Source organism: Paenibacillus sp. FSL H3-0321 (assembly GCF_038002865.1).
Taxonomy (GTDB): Bacteria; Bacillota; Bacilli; order Paenibacillales; family Paenibacillaceae; genus Paenibacillus_AQ.
In genome coordinates, this window is sequence record NZ_JBBODH010000001.1 from 4,772,615 (window position 1) to 4,790,157 (window position 17,543).

Here is a 17,543-nt window from a genome sequence, read left to right on the forward strand (position 1 = left end):
GGGCTGCGCCTTTCCTTTGTTGCAGAGAGGGGGCAGGATGTTATGCGATGCCTGACTATACGGCAGCCTTGGGCGACGCTCATTGCTCTTGGTGAAAAATCATTCGAGACCCGTTCCTGGAGAACGGCTTACCGGGGTGAAATCGCCATTCATGCCGGTTTGAAGATTGATAAGGCAGTATGCTTACGGGAGCCTTTCCAATCGGTGCTCGCCCGTCATGGTTTTACAGCGGACAATTTGCCTGCCGGAGCGATTATAGCGACAGGATCGCTGATAAACTGTTATGAAGTTACAGCTGGTATGGCTGAAGAAGGCTGGCCCTACGGCAGCGAATATATCTTTGGAGATTATAGGGAGGGCCGGTTTGCCTGGGAACTGACGGGGGTCACTCCGCTGGAGGACAACATTCCGGCCAAGGGCCGGCTGGGCTTCTGGGAGCATCCTGTTCCGCAATGGGAGCGGTGAAGCGCTTATGGAATTTCAGACCGGCAAGTCTGATTGGATAGACGGAAAATGTTATGACGGTACCGGCGGTTCGGTGGAATACAGGTATGAATGGGCTCAGGAAGGAGCGTATGCATAGGAAATGGGCAGTCTTCTTATTGCGTGGCTTTGCATGTTATGTTTATTTCTTACGTTTAAGGATAAGGTAAGCCGGAGAATTCTATATCCCGTGGCGCTGGTAGTTATTTTCGGCACATTGGGCTATTGGAAGGTTTTAATGTAATTTATAGCGGGTACTTTACAGGTCTTGCCGACTCCCATGGCGAGGCCTGTTTTTATTCTTCAACGCACCAAAGGCTATAGGCTTGCTTGAGGGCCGGATTTGATTTTGTACTGTTCCTCATAGCTGTGGTAGCCGGAGATATCGAGTCCCAGGTATTTGCGCATATGGATAGCGGCTTGTGCAGCGATGACGTCATCCAGCAGCAGCATCCGTTCATGATATCCCCGGCATATAAATTTGGCCTCGATGCCGACCTGGAGCCGCTGCTGTTCATAGACCTTAACTCCGCGTTTCCTCATTTCGGCGCGCACATCCCTCAGATCGGCAGTAGCCGCATTCGCAGCAGTACGGAGAACATCCATGTATGGGGCGGGGGTCCGCAGTTGTGTCGACATAATGGCTGAATCCCGTTCAAAGGCTGATAAAATCAGCGGAAGCAATATATAGGATTTGACCAGTGTATTATCGTTACTCTCCGCTCTATGCATAAATTCAATCACCTCTAACAAGAACGTATATTCGTATTTTAACCGATTATTCAAAAATTAATCAATGGAATTTCTAAACAGCTGAAACAATGTGACATAATTCACAAAATAATTATAAGAATTATTTTATATTAAAATTGAAATAATAAATATTGAAAAATAAAGCTCATTAAAAAGGAGAATTGTGATGAATTATGAGGGAAGTCTCCGCCGCGGGTTGCTGTTCGGGTTGTTTTTAAGTGTTCCACTATGGATGTCCATGATCGGCTGGGTTCAGCTGTTATAAAATATACAAATTCTAAGTCCGGCTGTTGCCCGCTGACTTGTGTAAATTGACAATGACCAAAAACTGCTGCCAAGAGCTGGCGACAGTTTTTTTGCCGTTTCGACATAAGTTGAAAAGTGGTTCGAATATACTAATTTTTAATATTGAAAATTTGTTTTATGTGATCGGTGAATACAACGAAACCCTTAGGTGAAGCGGGGTTGAGGACTTTTGCAGAGAATCTATCAAAAGAATAAGGAATAGATTGACAAACGGAGGGGTGAAGAGATAGACTGATTCTAGTCCGAAAGTAACAAAAGTCATAGACTACATAGAAAACAACTGTTACCAACTTCTCATGTATAATCGCAAACCGTTCGAAAGAGCGGGACGCAAAGTCAGGAATCTACAGCACTCTAAAGGTGCCATGATCGTCCGGCCGCCATGAAGCTAACCCTTCTTGGCGGTCTTTTTGTTGTTATGGGCCAATCTGTGCATTCATAGAATAGTTACATAGGAGGTATATATCATTGTTGAAGAAAAAATCATTAGCTTTGATTCTGACGGGGATTTTAACCATCGGCAATATGCTTCATCCGGGGATCAATGCAGAGGCGGCGGCAAGCATGCCGTACACCCCAACACCGGTGCTGGGAGTCGCCGGGAATTTCAACGCCTTTATCTTTGGAGATTTCGCGCAAAGCAATGACCAGATCCACGGACGGCTTGCTGCTGCAGGGAACATTACTCTTCAAGGATATGGCGTATCCAAGGATGCTGTAGGCGGAGATGTGCTTATCGCCGGCAAAGACATCGACTTTTCAAATGGAACAGTTTATGGCACCTCTGTATATGGAGGCAGCATGAAAAGTTCAGGAGCCGATCTTAAGGGAGGCACGCGGCAGGGTCATCCGATCGATTTTCAAGCTGAGGAGCAATTTTTGATTCAGCGTTCGAGTGAACTCGCTGCTCTGAAACAAACACAGCCCTTTGTCAGAGATGGTGGGAAAATAACGATTAACGCTCCGGATTCCTTTAATGTCATTCATTTGACTGCTGCGGATTTGGCAGTTACCAACGGTCTCCAGTTCAACATTGCAGGAAATGCCACGGTAATTATCAATGTAAGCGGGAATAAGGTCGTCATTCCGGATTTTCAAATGTGGAACGGCAAACCTCACAATGTGTTGTTCAACTTCTACGAAGCTTCTTCTGTAGCAAATGGCAACACAACCATTGAAGGCACCATGTTGGCTCCTCATGCCTTTGTGGCATTCAGCCGTGCTGAGCTGCATGGTACCCTTATTGCAAAAGGATTCAGCGGTTATATTCAGATGCATCATCATACCTTTGAGGGAACGGTGCCGCCAGTCGGGCCAACACCGACACCGACGCCAACGCCGACGCCAACACCGACACCAACACCAACACCAACGGCGACACCGACACCAACACCAACACCAACGGCGACGCCAACGCCGGAGCCGACGCCAACGCCGGAGCCGACGCCAACGCCGGAGCCGACGCCAACGCCGGAGCCGACGCCAACACCGACGCCAACGGCGACACCAACACCAACGGCGACGCCAACACCAACGGCGACGCCAACACCAACACCAACACCAACACCAACGGCGACGCCAACACCGACGCCGGAGCCGACACCGACACCAACGCCGGAGCCGACGCCAACGCCGACACCAACGCCGGAGCCGACACCGACACCGACACCAACGCCAACACCAACGCCAACACCAACGCCAACACCGACACCAACGCCGGAGCCGACACCAACGCCAACACCGACACCAACGCCGGAGCCGACACCGACACCAACGCCAACACCAACGCCAACACCGACACCAACACCGACACCAACGCCGGAGCCGACACCAACGCCGGAGCCGACGGCGACGCCAACACCGACACCGACGCCAACGCCAACACCAACGGCTACACCGATACCAACACCAACACCGACACCAACGCCGGAGCCGACACCAACGCCGGAGCCGACGGCGACGCCGACGCCAACGCCGACACCGACGCCAACACCAACACCGACACCGACGCCGGAGCCGACACCGACGCCAACACCAACGCCGGAGCCGACACCGACACCGACACCAACGCCGGAGCCGACGCCAACACCGACACCGACACCAACGCCGGAGCCGACACCAACGCCAACACCAACACCGACACCAACGCCGGAGCCGACACCAACGCCAACACCAACACCGACACCAACGCCAACACCGGAGCCGACACCGACACCGACACCGACACCGGAGCCAACGGTAGACCCAACGCCAGCACCGACGAGTGTAACGCCAACGGTAGACCCGACACCAGCGCCGACACCAACGGTGATTGGTACGAATGACGATCAGGAGATTACGATTGATGAGGATCCGCTGCCTTTGGGCCCTGTGACCACACCTTCGCCTGTGCAGCCAACGCCGGAGACTACTCCAGCGACTGATCCAGTACCTGCTCCGGTACCGGATGAAGAGATTGTTCTTGATGAAGAAATTCCGCTAGGGCCAGTGGATCCGGCCGAGAGTCTGCCGCAGACGGGTGAAGCCAGCCCGGCACCTTATTATATTACTGGTCTCGCTATTGCCGGAGTAGGTCTGCTGCTGAGCAGAACGGCAAGAACCAGCAGACGAAAACGCTGAGGCTTTCATTGAATCACATTCGGGCCAATAGTAGTCTATACGCCATGTTCTAAATATAACCAAGGCCGCTTAGGGGAGAGGAAATCCCGGAAGCGGCCTTTTTATAGGGTGTTTCCTAAGTTTTGAGGGTTATTATACAACAATCGTTTAGATTTCAATCCATCTGTTATATGTACATTTCTCGCAGGCGAGGCTACCATGTTATACTATGCAGAAATCATTGCGGAGCCCGCATGATTGTGACTGGAGTATCCCGCAGCTACGAGAAGGAAAGGTGAGAATATTCATGTGGAGTGTAATTATACTGGCGATTATTATTGTCATTGCCGGAGGATTGACCTATGCGGGTTTCTTTTTCTATGGAGTGGCGATACATCGGGCGCCTAAGGAGTTTTTGGCGAATTCATCCGCGCTGAAGGTAGATCCGCCGGTGGCCGGAGCATCCTGGGGAGAAGGGGCGGAGTGGATCGCCCGGCAGAGCTTCCGGAATGTCGACATGAGCTCAGAGGATGGACTGAAGCTGCGGGGTTATTATCTGCCGTCAGAGCGGGCAGCCGGACGTACAGCAATCGTTGCCCACGGCTATTCCGGCAAAGCAAAGGATATGGGGGCTTACGCCAAGATTTATTATGAAAAGCTGGGCTATAATGTGCTGATTCCCGATGCCAGGGGACATGGTGAAAGCACGGGCAATTACATAGGGTTTGGCTGGCCCGAACGCCGGGATTATGTAAAGTGGATCGAATACATCATTGAAGAGAATGGGCCGCAGGCGCAGATTGTGCTGCATGGGGTGTCTATGGGCGGAGCAACGGTGATGATGACCGCAGGTGAAGAGCTTCCGCCGCAGGTGAAGGCGGTTGTTGCCGACTGCGGATATAGTTCGGTCAAAGCACAGCTCTCTTATCAGCTCTGGCGGATGTATCATCTGCCAAGCTTTCCCTTCGTGCAGATTGCCAGTCTGATTACCCGGCTGAAAGCAGGCTATTTCTTCGGTGAGGCATCAGCGCTGAAGCAGGTGCGTAAGGCACGGGTGCCGATCCTGTTCATCCATGGTGATGCCGATAAGTTCGTACCCTATGCCATGATGGAGAAAGTGTACCAGGCATGCCGCAGCCCCAAGGACAAGTTTGTAGTGCATGGCGCGGGGCATGGACTTGCTTATGACACGGATAAGGCCGGATACATCGGCAAAGTAAGCCAGTTTGTTGCCCGTTATGTACATTAGTTCCGGATAAACCTCCGGAAAGTAGACGCGCCCGATCTCCGCAAGCTGCGGATATCGGGCGCTTATATGTTCCACATATGGCGGCGTTCCTTGCAACGGGGAACGGCACGTCCATATCTTCTCGTATATTTAATCCCCCGCCGTTTGTGAGCGAAACGGGTGTCGTAATTCCCTGTTATTTCCAGCAGCCGTATGGCGAGAATAATCCTTCCAAAACGACAAAAGCCCTACCTCTCTTTTGTCCTTGCGGCTCCGTGGCCGCGCCAGTGTGAATCGGAATGCTATGTTCGAATTTAGTCTCATAAAAAGGAAGAGTCATGCAAGAAAACGTAAGATCTTGTGTCCAAAATGCCGATAATAAATAGAAAGTAACCAATCGGCCTGACATCTTCTTGATGGGGATGTATATACACGAAAACAAATATTACTTAATTATATCACGGAATATATAGTAATGCAAGTAGAACATAAGCAGCAGGGTAAGGCTGGAAATGGGGGAACAGATGAATATATACGGGGTGTTTTTGAAGAAGCAGATCAGAAATTATTTTTTTGGCTCCGTGATTGCCGTACTTGCGGTGGGAAGCCTGTTGCTGCTCTCTTCGCTGGAGATAAGTGCGGTGGAGTATTCCCGCCTGCTAATCGTATTGCTGCTCTCTTTTTCAATAATGGCAATCACGGAAGTCAGTGTGTTCATGAATCAGCTCAAACCGATACGGACTGCAATGAAAGAACAGCGGCCTACGCTGGCCATGCTGGAAGAAGCTTACCTCTATACCCACCGGATGCCCAGAAATGCAGTACAGCGGATTCTAGGCCCGCATCTTCTCGGGTTATCCTTGCCGGCGGCCTTAATGACCTTTTGGATGATTCGCACCGGATTAATCAACCTCCCTTATTTCTATCTGCTGCTGGCCATGGTCGGGGCGGTTCTGGTAGCGTGCATGCATGCGCTGATCGAATTTTTCCTGACCTGCTCGGCCATTGTTCCGCTAATCAAAGAATTCAGAAACCGGGCTTTGGATATATATAATGTGGATTTTTCGCTGGAAGGACATGTTTTTGTAGCCATCCGCCCGAAATTTCTGATTAGCTGCATGCTGATCGGGACGTTTCCGCTGTTTCTTTTTATCATGGCAACACATATCCGTTTGGACAGCCTCGACAGCAGTTCGCTGGCCGGCTTGCAGAGCTATTGGGCTTGGGCAGGGATGGTGCTGATGGTCGGCACATTATTCTCATCCATTGCCGCCTGGCTCCTGACTAACAGCGTTCAACACCCGATCAATGAACTATACAAGGCAATGAATAACGTCAAGGACGGGCGCCTTTTGCAGGTGCAGGATGAATATTCCGATGAATTTTCCAAGCTGGTGGCCGGGTTTAATATGATGGTGCGGGGGCTTCAGGCCCGGGAACAGCAGAACAGACAGCTTCTGGACAGCTACTTCACCACGCTTGCCGTGGCTCTGGATGCCCGTGATTCCTATACCGCGGGACATTCACTGCGGGTGGCGGAGTACTCGGTTATTATTGGACAATTGGCGGGGCTGACGGGTCAAAGGCTCGATGACCTGCGGAAATCTGCTCTGCTACATGACATCGGCAAAATCGGTGTGCCCGACAATGTCCTGTTTAAAGAGGGGAATCTTACGGATGAGGAATTTGATCAGATTAAGAGCCATCCGGTGCTTGGGGAAAATATTTTGCGGCAGATTGAGCCTGTGGAGAAGATGGCGCCTTACATAAGTGGAGTCCGCTCACATCATGAGCGTTACGACGGCAAAGGTTATCCGGATGGCCTTGTCGGAATGTCCATTCCGCTGCATGGCAGAATCATCGCCGTAGCCGATGCCTACGACGCCATGACATCGGACCGCCCCTACCGGAAAGGGATGGATCATGAACGGGCGCTGGCTATTCTGGAACAGGGCAGAGGGAGCCAGTGGGATCCTGAATTCGCCGGATTATTCCTGGCATACTTCGGGAAGGCGGCAAGTTCAGAAGAAGAGGATGTTCCCGGAAGGGCGGGGTGAAACGGGCAAGCAGGGTGTTGCTTGCTGTTTATCCTAATATTTCTTGCGGAAGCGGATACCATCCAATTTATGGAGGTATCCGCTTCTCGTTGCGTGCCTATTTTGTGAACTGGTCTTTAAAACCGACAATTAACGACTACATTCATTGAAGGATTGAGGGTAGACCGTTATAATTATTAAGTCTGGATTTTAATTAAAAAATAAGGGAGAATTTTATGAAACGCGCAGATGTGCTGCTGGTTTCCATCGTGCTCATTGCCGCTCTCGCTTTTCTTGCACCGAGGTGGTTTTCAGACGATAAAGGCGGCCCGGGGAAAAATCTTGTGGCCAATATAATGGTGGACGGCAAGCTGTTCAAGACGGTTCAGCTTACAGAGGAAGATCAAACGGTAGAAGTCCGTACCGATCGCGGGTATAACATTTTAAAAGTGCATGATTATGGTATTGAAATGTATGACGCCGACTGTCCCGACAAGGTATGTCTAGGTTTTGGGTTTATTACCTTGCCCAAGCAGACGATCGTTTGTTTGCCGCATAGGGTATTAGTAGAAATTGCAGGCGCGTCGGGAGGAGATGATATAGATGCCTATGTCCAGTAGTGAGTCTTCAACGGCCCTGAAAAGAACGGTGATTGTAGCACTCTTTGCCGCGGTGGCGGTTGTGCTGAGTATTGTGGAAGCCCAGATTCCACTCGCAGGGATGGGGCTGATGCCCGGTGCCAAGCTGGGATTTGCCAACATTATGATTTTGACCTGCATTTATTTTTTGCGCGCACGTGACGCATTTGTACTGGTAATCCTCAAGACCTTGCTTACCGCATTTTTGCTGGGTACCTTCTCAAGTCTGCTGTTCAGCTTATTTGGCTCTTTGTTCAGCTTTGTTGTCATGTACCTGCTCGTCCGGTTTGGCGGGAAAAGACTCAGTGTCATTGGGATCAGTATTGCCGGCGGACTGGCCCACAACACAGGGCAGCTGCTCGCCGCTTCCATAGTGTTGAAATCATCGAGCACTTTCTACTACTTTCCGATGCTGCTGATTACCGGAGTGGTAACAGGGATTGTCGTCGGTTTCGCGGTGCGTTATGTGGTAGCCTCGTTATCCAAAATATCGCTGTTTGAAGAGTTCTTGGGCGGAACGGGTCACTAGCTGGGAAGGATGACTAACATGAATGAATTTAACAATGAGCTGGAAGCTGGAGCGGAACCGCCAGTGATCTCACTGGCAGGCGTATCGTTTGGATATAACCCGGAGCACCCGATCCTCCAGAATATTACACTATCTATCCAGCAGGGGGAATGGGTAAGCATCGTGGGACCGAACGGCTGCGGCAAGTCAACGCTGGTCAAGCTGCTGAATGCCCTGCTGCCTAAAAGTGCCGGAGAGATCTTCATCTGCGGCCATAAACTGCAGGAAGAGAATATTGGAACGATCCGTCAGTGCATTGGCATGGTGTTCCAGAACCCTGACAACCAGTTTATCGGGGCAACGGTAGAGGAAGACATCGTATTCGGCCTGGAGGGGCTGTGTTTACCCTACGCGGAGATGGAGGAACGGCTGAAATCCTATGCCATGAAGCTGGGGATCGGCCATCTGCTGGCCAAGCATCCCGGCGAGCTGTCGGGAGGCCAGAAGCAGCGGGTCGCCATTGCCTCCATTCTAGCCATGAAGCCAGGCATCGTCATCTTTGACGAGGCCTCTTCCATGTTGGACGAAGGAAGCCGGAACGAGCTGATGGGCATTCTGCAGGATATGCGTGCGGAAGGGAACTATACCCTGCTCATGATCACACATGATGCCGATGAAATTCTGGCCTCGGATCGCGTGCTGGCCCTGCACGGGGGCGGACTGGCCGCAGATGTAACCCCTGCGGAATTGTTCCGGAATGAAGTGCTTCTGGAGAAGTGCCACCTGCGGGAGCCGTATCCTTGGCGGCTTGCCCGTGAACTGCAGAACCTGGGGATCAAGGTGGATGTTCCCGCCAGTGAAAAGGAGCTTATAGACACATTATGGCCATACAACTACAACAAGTAAGCTACACCTACGCGGACCGGAGCCTTTGGAGGCAGACGGCGCTGCACGGGATTAATCTTAACATTCCCAGCGGATCGATGGTGGGCATTGCCGGGGCAACCGGCTCGGGAAAATCGACACTTCTGCAGCTGTTCAACGGAATTCTGAAGCCGACGGAGGGGACGGTCAGTGTCCTTGATGTAACTATCCGTGCCGGCGAGAAATCTCCGAAGCTGCTTCCGCTGCGCCGCCGGGTCGGTCTGGTCTTTCAGTTTCCCGAGCAGCAGATGTTTGAGGAGACGGTAGAGAAGGATCTGTGCTTCGGCCCGCTTAACTTTGGCATGAGTCTTGAGGAAGCCAAGGAGCGCACACGCAAGGCGATGACAGACATGGGGCTCGATCTTGGACTGCTGGAGCGCAATCCGTTCCGTCTAAGCGGCGGACAGATGCGCAAGGCGGCCATCGCTTCGGTGCTGGCCATGGACCCGGATATCGTTGTGCTGGATGAACCGACAGCGACACTCGACCCGATCAGCCGGGCGGAGCTGATCGGGCTGCTGGAGCGGCTCTGCCGCGAGCAGGGCCGGACGATTATCATCGTGACGCACCGGATGGATGAGCTGCTTCCCTATGCCGACCGCTGGGTCCTGCTTAAGGAAGGCGAGCTGGCTTTTCAGGGCACTAGCCAGGAGCTTGCTGCCGATTCGGATATTCTGGAACGCTGCGGCCTGACGGTGCCGCAGTCGCTCCGCTACTGGCGGGCGGTTGCCGACCGCTTCGGTCTTGCGGGGGAGAAGCCCCGGTTGACCGCGGGCAGCCTCGCCGAGCTGATTGCTTCGCTGCCTGGAGCAGCGGAGGGCCCGGGCCTTGCAGGAAAGAGGGATAGCTATGAATGATCGGCTGCTGCTCGGGCGCAGCATTGAGACCGGCTCCTGGGTACACAAGCTGGATGCCCGGGCTAAAATCATCGGGATGATCTTATATTTAGTTGTTATTTTACTATCGCATTCCTGGATGGCGATGGCGCTGCTGGCCGTTTTTTCGATAGCGGTCATGTCATCAACCCGAATATCGCTTAAGTATTTCGTCAAGGCGGCCAAGCCGCTGCGTTATTTAATGTTGTTTATCTTTGTCGTTCAGGCCCTGACTGTTAAGGAAGGCGCTGCGGTGTTCTCTATCGGCTCTTTTTCGCTGCATGAAGACGGGCTGCGGCTGGCCGCGTTTTCCGTTATCCGCATGTTTTTCCTGATCACCTTCACGGCCTTGCTTACCTTCACTACAAAACCTGCGAAGCTGAACCGGGGTCTGGAGGGCATCCTCACCCCGTTCAAAAAGCTGGGGCTGTCGCCGGAACGGATTACGCTGATGATCAGCATCGCCCTGCGCTTCATTCCGACGATTCTCGACGAATCGCAGATCATCATGAAGGCGCAAGCCTCGCGCGGAGCCGACCTGAAGGAGCTGCCGCTTAAGGAAAAAGGGCGGATGCTCGTCTCGCTGCTTGTGCCGGTAATCTCCAGCGCCTTCCGGCGCGCTCAGGATTTGGTCTATTCCATGGAAGCCCGCGGGTTCCGCATGGATGCGCCGCGCAGCCGGTATCACCGCCTCAGGTGGGGCTGGGCCGATACTGTTTTTGTCGCTATGTTCATCATCATGGGAGTTGCAGTAGCATTATTGTAATTTTAGGGGGAAACAAAAATGGCACGTTATTTTAATGGCAAGGAAATCGAACTGCTGGCACCGGCGGGAACGTTTGAAATTTTCAAGGAAGTGGTGCAGTCGGGATGTGACGCAGTCTATTTTGGCGGTCCTGTGCTGAACATGAGAATGATGCGCAAAGGCTACAACCTGTCTCATGAGGAGATTATTGAAGCCCTTGCGATCGCCCACAGCCTGGACAAAAAAGTATATATTACGGTAAACAACCTGTTCAGTGAGGATGATGTGGAGGAAGCCAGAGAGTATCTTCGTTTTCTCGACGGAGTTCATCCCGATGCGCTGATCGTTCAAGATATGGCTGTGCTGGAGCTGATCCGCGAGATGGAGCTTACGCTTCCGGTTCACGCCTCGGTGATGATGAATGTGCACAATCTGGAGATGGTTTACGCGTTGCGTGATCTTGGGGTAAGCCGGGTGGTGACCTCGCGTGAGATGGATCTGCAGACGGCAAAGCTGCTGGGTCAGCGGAGCGGCATGGAGCTGGAGTATTTCATTCACGGCGATATGTGCTCTGTGCACGGGGCGAACTGCTACTTCAGCTCCCAGGTCTTCGGCATGAGCAGCAACCGGGGTAAATGCATGAAACCTTGCCGCTGGGATTACCGGATCAAGAAAGACGGCTATGTCTTCCCGGCTGAATATCCGCTGGCTGTCAAAGACATGTTCATGTATGAGCATCTTCCGGAGCTGATTGAGTCAGGCATTACTTCTTTTAAAATTGAGGGCCGGATGCGCGACAAAGAGTTCATGGTGATGCTTGCGAACAGCTATGGTGAAGCCATTGACCGTTATATTGAGGATCCAATTGGCTTTGACCGTACCGTAGATACTAAGATGCTGCACCAAAACCGGAAACGTGACTTTTCCACCGCGTATGCTTTTGGCAAGCCGGGACTGGCAAACATCAACCGCCGCTATGAAGGTACAGGCAAATTTTACAGCACAGGCAAGGTATTCAGTACACCTACTGCAGAGCGGGAGCTATCGGTGGACCGGGTAATGCAGCTGCGTGAGCGGCTTGCGGAAGGCAGACGCAGTGAGCAAAGTAAACCGGAGCTTGCAGTACGCGTGAATAATATGGAGCAGGCCCGTTTGGTGCTTGAGCTGGGTGTAGATCATTTATATCTGCCAGGTGATGTATTTGAGCCGGACCGTCCGTTTACAAAGCAGGACATTAAGGAACTTGGCGCCTTAAAAGGAAAGACAAAGCTCTACCTCGGGATGCCGCGGATGATGACGGAGCTGCATTTTGATCAATACGATCATCTGCTGAGCGGGGAACGCCTGCCGATTGACGGGCTGCTGATTACGAACCTTGGAGCGATTCGCCGTTTCGCCCAGACGGGATACCCGATGATCGGGGACGCCAATCTGAATGTATACAATCATCTTTCTGCCGGGCTGTATGCCGGACTGGGACTGGCTAAGCTAACGGTTTCACCGGAAATGACGATGGAGCATTTTGCATCCTTTACCTCCGGCTGCGAGTTGCCGCTCGAAGTTGTCGTTCACGGCACACCGGCGCTGATGTATATGGAGCATGATCTGTTCGAGAATACCGAGGTGATGGAGCCGATTGGTGAAGAAGACAACCTGTATGTAAGCAATGAGGTACTGGTGCTGAAGACGGATAAAGGCGAGAATCCGGTGTATCGTGACCAATACGGCCGCTGCCACCTGCTGTTCTCCAAGGAGCTTTGCTATCTGCCTATGGTGGAGGAGATGAAGGGCCTTGGCATTGCCAGCTTGCGGATTGAAGGAGCGACCTATAGTGTGGAAGAGCTGCGCGGTATTATTAAGGCTTATCAGGCAGCAATCAACGGTTCTTTGGAAAAGGAAGAGCTGCTCGGCGGTTTGAAGCCGGTGTATGCAGGTTATACCCTGGGTTCGCTGCAGTTCAATTGATAGTTAAATTTTTAAGGGTTTCTGGATAGTGATTTTAACGGTAAATGCTAGAGTGATAAGTTATTTTTTTCACAAACTATTGCACTGATTTATTTCCCATATTAAGAGAGTTATAGAGAAGCAGCAGAAGGAGAGGGACCATAGATGGAACAACAGCAATTCATTGGAAGAGATGGGGTAGCTGCTAAAAGAAAGCAGTATTTCTATCCCTGCACTGCACACTTTTACCGTGATGCCCCGCAATTGGTGCGCGGAAGCATGCAGTTTGTCTATGATGAGAACGGCAAGCAATATACGGACTTTTTCGCCGGGGTATCCGTCGTGGCCTGTGGGCACTGCAACCCGGCGATTACAGCCCGCACGATCGAGCAGCTTCAGCAGCTTCAGCACACGTCCACGGTCTACCTAACACAGCCGGGTGTGGACTTGGCGGAACGGCTCGAACAGCTGCTGCCGGGGAGCTTGCGCCGGACCTTCTTCGTCAACAGCGGCTCAGAGGCCAACGAAGGGGCTTTGCTGCTGGCCCGAATGCATACCGGCCGCAAAGGGTTCATTGCCCTGGAAAGCGGGCTGCACGGCCGGACTAATCTTACGATGAGCGTAACCGGCCTCCAAATGTGGAGAACCGACAAATATCTGGATGAGGACGTAACGTTCATTACACGCCCGTATGATCCTGAACTTACGCTGGAAGAGGCCGGGGCGCGGTCGCTCCAGAACCTCGAACATGTGCTGCAGGAGAAAGGCGACCACATTGCTGCGATGATCGTCGAACCGATTCAGGGCAATGGCGGCATGATTATGCCGGTCTCCTGGTATTTCCGCAAAGTCAAGGCGCTGCTGGACCAATACGGTGTGCTGCTTATTGATGATGAGATTCAGACCGGCTACGGCCGCACCGGAGCCATGTTCGCCATGGAGCATTTCGGTGTGATTCCGGATATCATCAGTATGGCCAAGGCGCTGGGCAACGGGGTTCCGGTGGCTGCCTTCGCGACTACGGATGAAATTGCCGCCTCGTTGAACCGGCCTTCAGCCTCCACCTTCGGAGGCAATCCTGTCTCGGCGGCTACGGCATTGGCCGTATTGGATTATATTGAGGGCGAACGGCTGGCGGAGCGGGCGGCAGAGCTTGGAGAGCGGCTGAAGCGCGGTCTGCAGCAGCTGCAGGAGCGTTATCCGGCACTGATCTCCGACGTGCGGGGTACCGGCTTGATGCTGGGGGCGGAGCTGGCTGGCAGCGACGCCGTTCCTGCGGCAGAGTTGACGGACGATGTGCTGGAAGAGATGAAGGACCGTGGATATTTGATTGGCAAAAACGGTGTGAACCGCAATGTTCTCGCCTTTCAACCGCCGCTGATCGTTACAGCGGAAGATATTGATGGTATGATAAAAGCACTGAATGAAGTGCTGCTTCAAGCCTCACACCCTCACAGGAAATGAAGATAAAGGAAGAATGATATGGTTATATTGAATGCTTTCAAAACCACCGCGCTCAAGCTGAAAATGTTCAGCGAACTGGTTATGTTCTCGCATACGCTCTTTTCGCTGCCGTTTGCGATTATCTCGATGGTGTGGGCTGCCGGGGGATGGCCATCCGGCCATATGATGCTGTGGGGGCTTATTGCCTTAATCGGGGCACGCAACGGCGCGAACGCCTTTAACCGGTTGGTGGACCGCACCTTTGACAAACAGAACCCACGCACGGCGCACCGCCATCTGCCGCAGCGGCTGCTTGCGGAGAAGGAAGTCATCCTGTTCATTGTCATCAACTACGCGCTGTTTATAGTCGCTGCCGGTATGCTGAACTTGCTTTGTCTGCTGCTGTCGCCAGTGGCTATTGTCCTGATTTCTACTTACTCCTACACAAAACGGTTTACCTTTCTCAGCCATCTATACCTGGGCTTCGTCATTGCCTCGGCACCGATCGGTGCCTGGTTCGCCGTGACAGGAAATATCGCTTTTACGCCGTTTGTGATTGGTACAGTCGTGATGCTCTGGATTGCCGGCTTTGACATCATTTACGGCACTCAGGATATCGACTTTGACCGGCGGCACGGGTTGTGGTCGATCCCCAGCTTCTTCGGGCTCGAAAATGCACTGCGGATCTCCAAAGGCCTGCATTTCATTATGATCCTGCTGCTGCTGTTCCTCTATCTCTGGCGTGATCTGGGCTGGATGTATCTTGTGGGCATCGGTATTGCCACGCTGCTTCTGATGGCGGAGCATAAGATCATCAAGCCGTCGAACCGGAAGCTGATGAAGGTGGCTTCTTATAATTTGAATCAGGTGATCAGTATGGTGATATTGCTGTGTACGCTGATTGATTATTTTTACGTTAACTAGGGGTATGGAGGCGGCGGGCGATTAGGAGAGCTGCGCTCCGGGGAATGTTTGGACTTCCGGCCGCTGTTATGTTTGGATTTCCTAATTTTGTTCCGCTGTCTGCGGTAGAAATCCAAACATAAAGGCGGGCGCTGGCGCTCCTCCAGTTCCAAACCTCCCCTCCGCTCCGCGTCCTAATCCGCCTTGGCACCCCGTAAGGCTAACACAAAAAAAACAACATGCCTACCCAGTGGGGGGTGGCAGAAGAGCGCGGAAAGCTTAGGCTTGCGCGCTTTTTTTGCGTGGGGAAGAATGATTCAAAGCAGACAGCTTTCCTTTATTTCTGTATCCGGACTAAGGAGACGCTATTCACCTGATCTTAGCTCATTTCCTTTGCACGCGGACTGGAGAGACCTTATTCCTGCAGAAAGCAGCAAAATGGGCTTCGAAAATGCAAAGTAACTGCACTACGGTCCGATAGATCACGAATGTTGAGTTAATTCTCGAAATAACGTCGCTGGAGTCCGATGGCTAATCACAGCACCACTTTGGATAAAAATGTCCTATCCAGCCCTGTCTACAACAAAGAAAAGAAGTTGAATATAGGCGAGTGTCACTGCTAAATATGCTCACGTACACACGCTCACGCACATGGACGCACGCACATGGACCACAGTATGCTCAGCACACACGCGCACGCACATGGACGCACGCACATGGACCACAGTATGCTCAGCACACACGCTCACGCACATGGACGCACGCACATGGACCACAGTATGCTCAGCACCACGCACGCACACGGACGCACGCTTCATGGACCACAGTCCGCTCAGCACCACGCACACGGACGCACGCTTCATGGACCACAGTCCGCTCAGAGCACCACGCTCACGCACCACGCACATGGACGCACGCACATGGACCACAGTGTACGCTCAACCACGCTCATGCACGCACACGTACGCTGTGCTGCGTTTACTTTTTAACATAGCAAAAAGGCCAAGGATCCTAATCCAGACTCAGTTTGAGTATGTGAGGATGCGAAGAATAGTATGACAGTTGAATACATACAAAAGAGAGCCCGCGCTGTGGGGCTCTCTTTTGTATGTGGAACATAGTATTTAGGGTGATGGCTTACTCCATTCAGCATCCATTGGATCTCTAAGCCGGACTTCAGCGGTCACGTCCCGCGAAGTACTGCAGCAGCGTCTCCAGGTCGGCATTCGCCGGATAACCGGAAAGTTGCTGCACTATGGCTGAGGCCTGATCCAGGTAATTCTGGCTGACGTCCTCGGTACGGGATAAGGCATCGCTGCGGTTGATCAGCTCCAGTACCTCGGCGACTTCCTTCCCGGATGAGCCGGGGCCGATCCTGCGGATGAGAGGGGCCAGCTCGGGGTCCTGCAGTGCAAAGAGGGTGGGCAGGGTAACCTGGCCGTTGCGCAGGTCGCTTCCGGCCGGTTTACCAAGCACCTCGGCAGATTGGGTGAAGTCCAAGAGATCATCCTGGATCTGAAACGACATTCCGAGCGCTTCACCGAAGGCATAGAGAAGATTCGCCACTTCTTCAGTGCTTTCAGCGGACAGTGCGCCTACCCTGAGGCAGGTGGCCATCAGCAGCGCTGTTTTGTTACGCGATTTCTCCAGGTACTGCTCAAACGTCAGATCATAATCGTAGGCATGCTCCATTTGCTGGTATTCACCCAGGCATAATTGAGCGGTGGCTACGGAGGATAGATCATGGACGTAGCGGTTTTTGTCACCTGTGTATTTGCTTAAGAGCTCAATGACACGGGCGGACATATAGTTTCCGATATGCACAGCGGATAATACACCTGTTTTGGTATGAAGCGCTGCCCCGCCCCGCCGAAGCTCGGCATCGTCAATGATATCATCATGAATTAAAGAGGCTGCGTGAATAAACTCGGCAGCAGCAGATAATTGCAGCGCTCTGCGGCCTGGAGACTTGCGTCCGAACCGGCTGCCCACAATGACCATGAGCGGGCGCAGGCGTTTCCCGCCTGAGCCGATCAGCTCAAGAATACTCTGGGCCAGCTGTGACTTTTTGGGCACATCCCGGTCACGGGCTACAAGATTTTCAATTTCGCGGTTAATTTCATTGATGTCTATATTCAAGGCTTCATGCAGCTTCATAG

At 52.5% G+C, this 17,543-nt stretch carries 14 protein-coding genes and 1 riboswitch; of the genes, 12 read left to right on the forward strand and 2 right to left on the reverse strand.

The annotated features are described in order from the left end of the window. Window positions 1–42 precede the first annotated feature (42 nt). The gene (locus MHI45_RS21350) at window positions 43–465 is read left to right on the forward strand and encodes an ASCH domain-containing protein (protein WP_341119411.1); all 423 of its coding nucleotides are present in this window, start codon (window positions 43–45) and stop codon (window positions 463–465) included. Window positions 466–801: 336 nt separating this feature from the next. Here the strand turns inward: MHI45_RS21350 and MHI45_RS21355 are convergent, their stop codons facing one another. Next, entirely contained in the window at window positions 802–1,215 is a 414-nt protein-coding gene (locus MHI45_RS21355) for a hypothetical protein (protein WP_341119412.1), read from the reverse strand. A 622-nt stretch (window positions 1,216–1,837) separates the two neighbouring features. Next, a riboswitch (cyclic di-GMP riboswitch) is annotated at window positions 1,838–1,927 on the forward strand. Window positions 1,928–2,010: 83 nt separating this feature from the next. Here MHI45_RS21355 and MHI45_RS21360 point away from each other — a divergent pair. The 11 genes from MHI45_RS21360 (at window position 2,011) to MHI45_RS21410 (ending at window position 15,405) form a co-directional block, all read left to right on the forward strand. Continuing rightward, window positions 2,011–4,161 (forward strand): choice-of-anchor A family protein, encoded by a 2,151-nt coding sequence (locus tag MHI45_RS21360; RefSeq protein ID WP_341119413.1) that lies wholly within the window; start codon window positions 2,011–2,013, stop codon window positions 4,159–4,161. Window positions 4,162–4,447: 286 nt separating this feature from the next. Then, window positions 4,448–5,389: an alpha/beta hydrolase gene (locus MHI45_RS21365; RefSeq protein WP_341119414.1), complete on the forward strand. Its 942-nt coding sequence runs from the start codon at window positions 4,448–4,450 to the stop codon at window positions 5,387–5,389. 503 nt (window positions 5,390–5,892) lie between these two features. Next, window positions 5,893–7,425, forward strand: a complete 1,533-nt coding sequence (locus MHI45_RS21370; protein WP_341119416.1) for an HD domain-containing phosphohydrolase — start codon at window positions 5,893–5,895, stop codon at window positions 7,423–7,425. 215 nt (window positions 7,426–7,640) lie between these two features. Then, on the forward strand, window positions 7,641–8,024 hold the full coding sequence (locus MHI45_RS21375; protein ID WP_076113705.1) for a NusG domain II-containing protein: 384 nt from the start codon (window positions 7,641–7,643) through the stop codon (window positions 8,022–8,024). After that, window positions 8,008–8,571 carry a Gx transporter family protein gene (locus tag MHI45_RS21380; RefSeq protein ID WP_076113706.1) on the forward strand — a complete coding sequence of 188 codons (564 nt, stop codon included), beginning with the start codon at window positions 8,008–8,010 and terminating at the stop codon, window positions 8,569–8,571. The genes MHI45_RS21375 and MHI45_RS21380 overlap by 17 nt, the downstream gene beginning before the upstream one ends. Window positions 8,572–8,589: 18 nt before the next feature. Continuing rightward, window positions 8,590–9,456, forward strand: coding sequence for an ATP-binding cassette domain-containing protein (locus tag MHI45_RS21385; protein ID WP_341119417.1), 867 nt, complete (start codon window positions 8,590–8,592; stop codon window positions 9,454–9,456). Further along, window positions 9,432–10,331 (forward strand): energy-coupling factor transporter ATPase, encoded by a 900-nt coding sequence (locus MHI45_RS21390; RefSeq protein WP_341119418.1) that lies wholly within the window; start codon window positions 9,432–9,434, stop codon window positions 10,329–10,331. Before MHI45_RS21385 ends, MHI45_RS21390 begins: the two co-directional genes overlap by 25 nt. After that, on the forward strand, window positions 10,324–11,115 hold the full coding sequence (locus MHI45_RS21395; RefSeq protein ID WP_076113709.1) for an energy-coupling factor transporter transmembrane component T family protein: 792 nt from the start codon (window positions 10,324–10,326) through the stop codon (window positions 11,113–11,115). The genes MHI45_RS21390 and MHI45_RS21395 overlap by 8 nt, the downstream gene beginning before the upstream one ends. Before the next feature lie 18 nt (window positions 11,116–11,133). Further along, on the forward strand, window positions 11,134–13,059 hold the full coding sequence (locus tag MHI45_RS21400) for a peptidase U32 family protein (protein WP_076113710.1): 1,926 nt from the start codon (window positions 11,134–11,136) through the stop codon (window positions 13,057–13,059). Between the two features lie 144 nt (window positions 13,060–13,203). Further along, window positions 13,204–14,502: an aspartate aminotransferase family protein gene (locus tag MHI45_RS21405; protein WP_341119419.1), complete on the forward strand. Its 1,299-nt coding sequence runs from the start codon at window positions 13,204–13,206 to the stop codon at window positions 14,500–14,502. Between the two features lie 18 nt (window positions 14,503–14,520). Next, window positions 14,521–15,405, forward strand: a complete 885-nt coding sequence (locus MHI45_RS21410; RefSeq protein ID WP_076113712.1) for a UbiA-like polyprenyltransferase — start codon at window positions 14,521–14,523, stop codon at window positions 15,403–15,405. A gap of 1,155 nt (window positions 15,406–16,560) precedes the next feature. On the opposite strand, the gene MHI45_RS21415 is transcribed toward MHI45_RS21410, so the two are convergent. Continuing rightward, window positions 16,561–17,541, reverse strand: a complete 981-nt coding sequence (locus MHI45_RS21415; RefSeq protein ID WP_038585338.1) for a polyprenyl synthetase family protein — start codon at window positions 17,539–17,541, stop codon at window positions 16,561–16,563. Window positions 17,542–17,543: the final 2 nt, after the last annotated feature.

Excerpts from the sequence above, each read along its gene's own strand:
- MHI45_RS21380 (WP_076113706.1), top strand. The coding sequence starts at position 8,008 with ATGCCTATGTCCAGTAGTGAGTCTTCAACGGCCCTGAAAAGAACGGTG.
- MHI45_RS21415 (WP_038585338.1), bottom strand. The coding sequence starts at position 17,541 with ATGAAGCTGCATGAAGCCTTGAATATAGACATCAATGAAATTAACCGC.
- MHI45_RS21375 (WP_076113705.1), top strand. The coding sequence starts at position 7,641 with ATGAAACGCGCAGATGTGCTGCTGGTTTCCATCGTGCTCATTGCCGCT.
- MHI45_RS21400 (WP_076113710.1), top strand. The coding sequence starts at position 11,134 with ATGGCACGTTATTTTAATGGCAAGGAAATCGAACTGCTGGCACCGGCG.
- MHI45_RS21385 (WP_341119417.1), top strand. The coding sequence starts at position 8,590 with ATGAATGAATTTAACAATGAGCTGGAAGCTGGAGCGGAACCGCCAGTG.
- MHI45_RS21395 (WP_076113709.1), top strand. The coding sequence starts at position 10,324 with ATGAATGATCGGCTGCTGCTCGGGCGCAGCATTGAGACCGGCTCCTGG.
- MHI45_RS21355 (WP_341119412.1), bottom strand. The coding sequence starts at position 1,215 with ATGCATAGAGCGGAGAGTAACGATAATACACTGGTCAAATCCTATATA.
- MHI45_RS21365 (WP_341119414.1), top strand. The coding sequence starts at position 4,448 with ATGTGGAGTGTAATTATACTGGCGATTATTATTGTCATTGCCGGAGGA.
- MHI45_RS21405 (WP_341119419.1), top strand. The coding sequence starts at position 13,204 with ATGGAACAACAGCAATTCATTGGAAGAGATGGGGTAGCTGCTAAAAGA.
- MHI45_RS21350 (WP_341119411.1), top strand. The coding sequence starts at position 43 with ATGCGATGCCTGACTATACGGCAGCCTTGGGCGACGCTCATTGCTCTT.
- MHI45_RS21370 (WP_341119416.1), top strand. The coding sequence starts at position 5,893 with ATGAATATATACGGGGTGTTTTTGAAGAAGCAGATCAGAAATTATTTT.
- MHI45_RS21410 (WP_076113712.1), top strand. The coding sequence starts at position 14,521 with ATGGTTATATTGAATGCTTTCAAAACCACCGCGCTCAAGCTGAAAATG.
- MHI45_RS21390 (WP_341119418.1), top strand. The coding sequence starts at position 9,432 with ATGGCCATACAACTACAACAAGTAAGCTACACCTACGCGGACCGGAGC.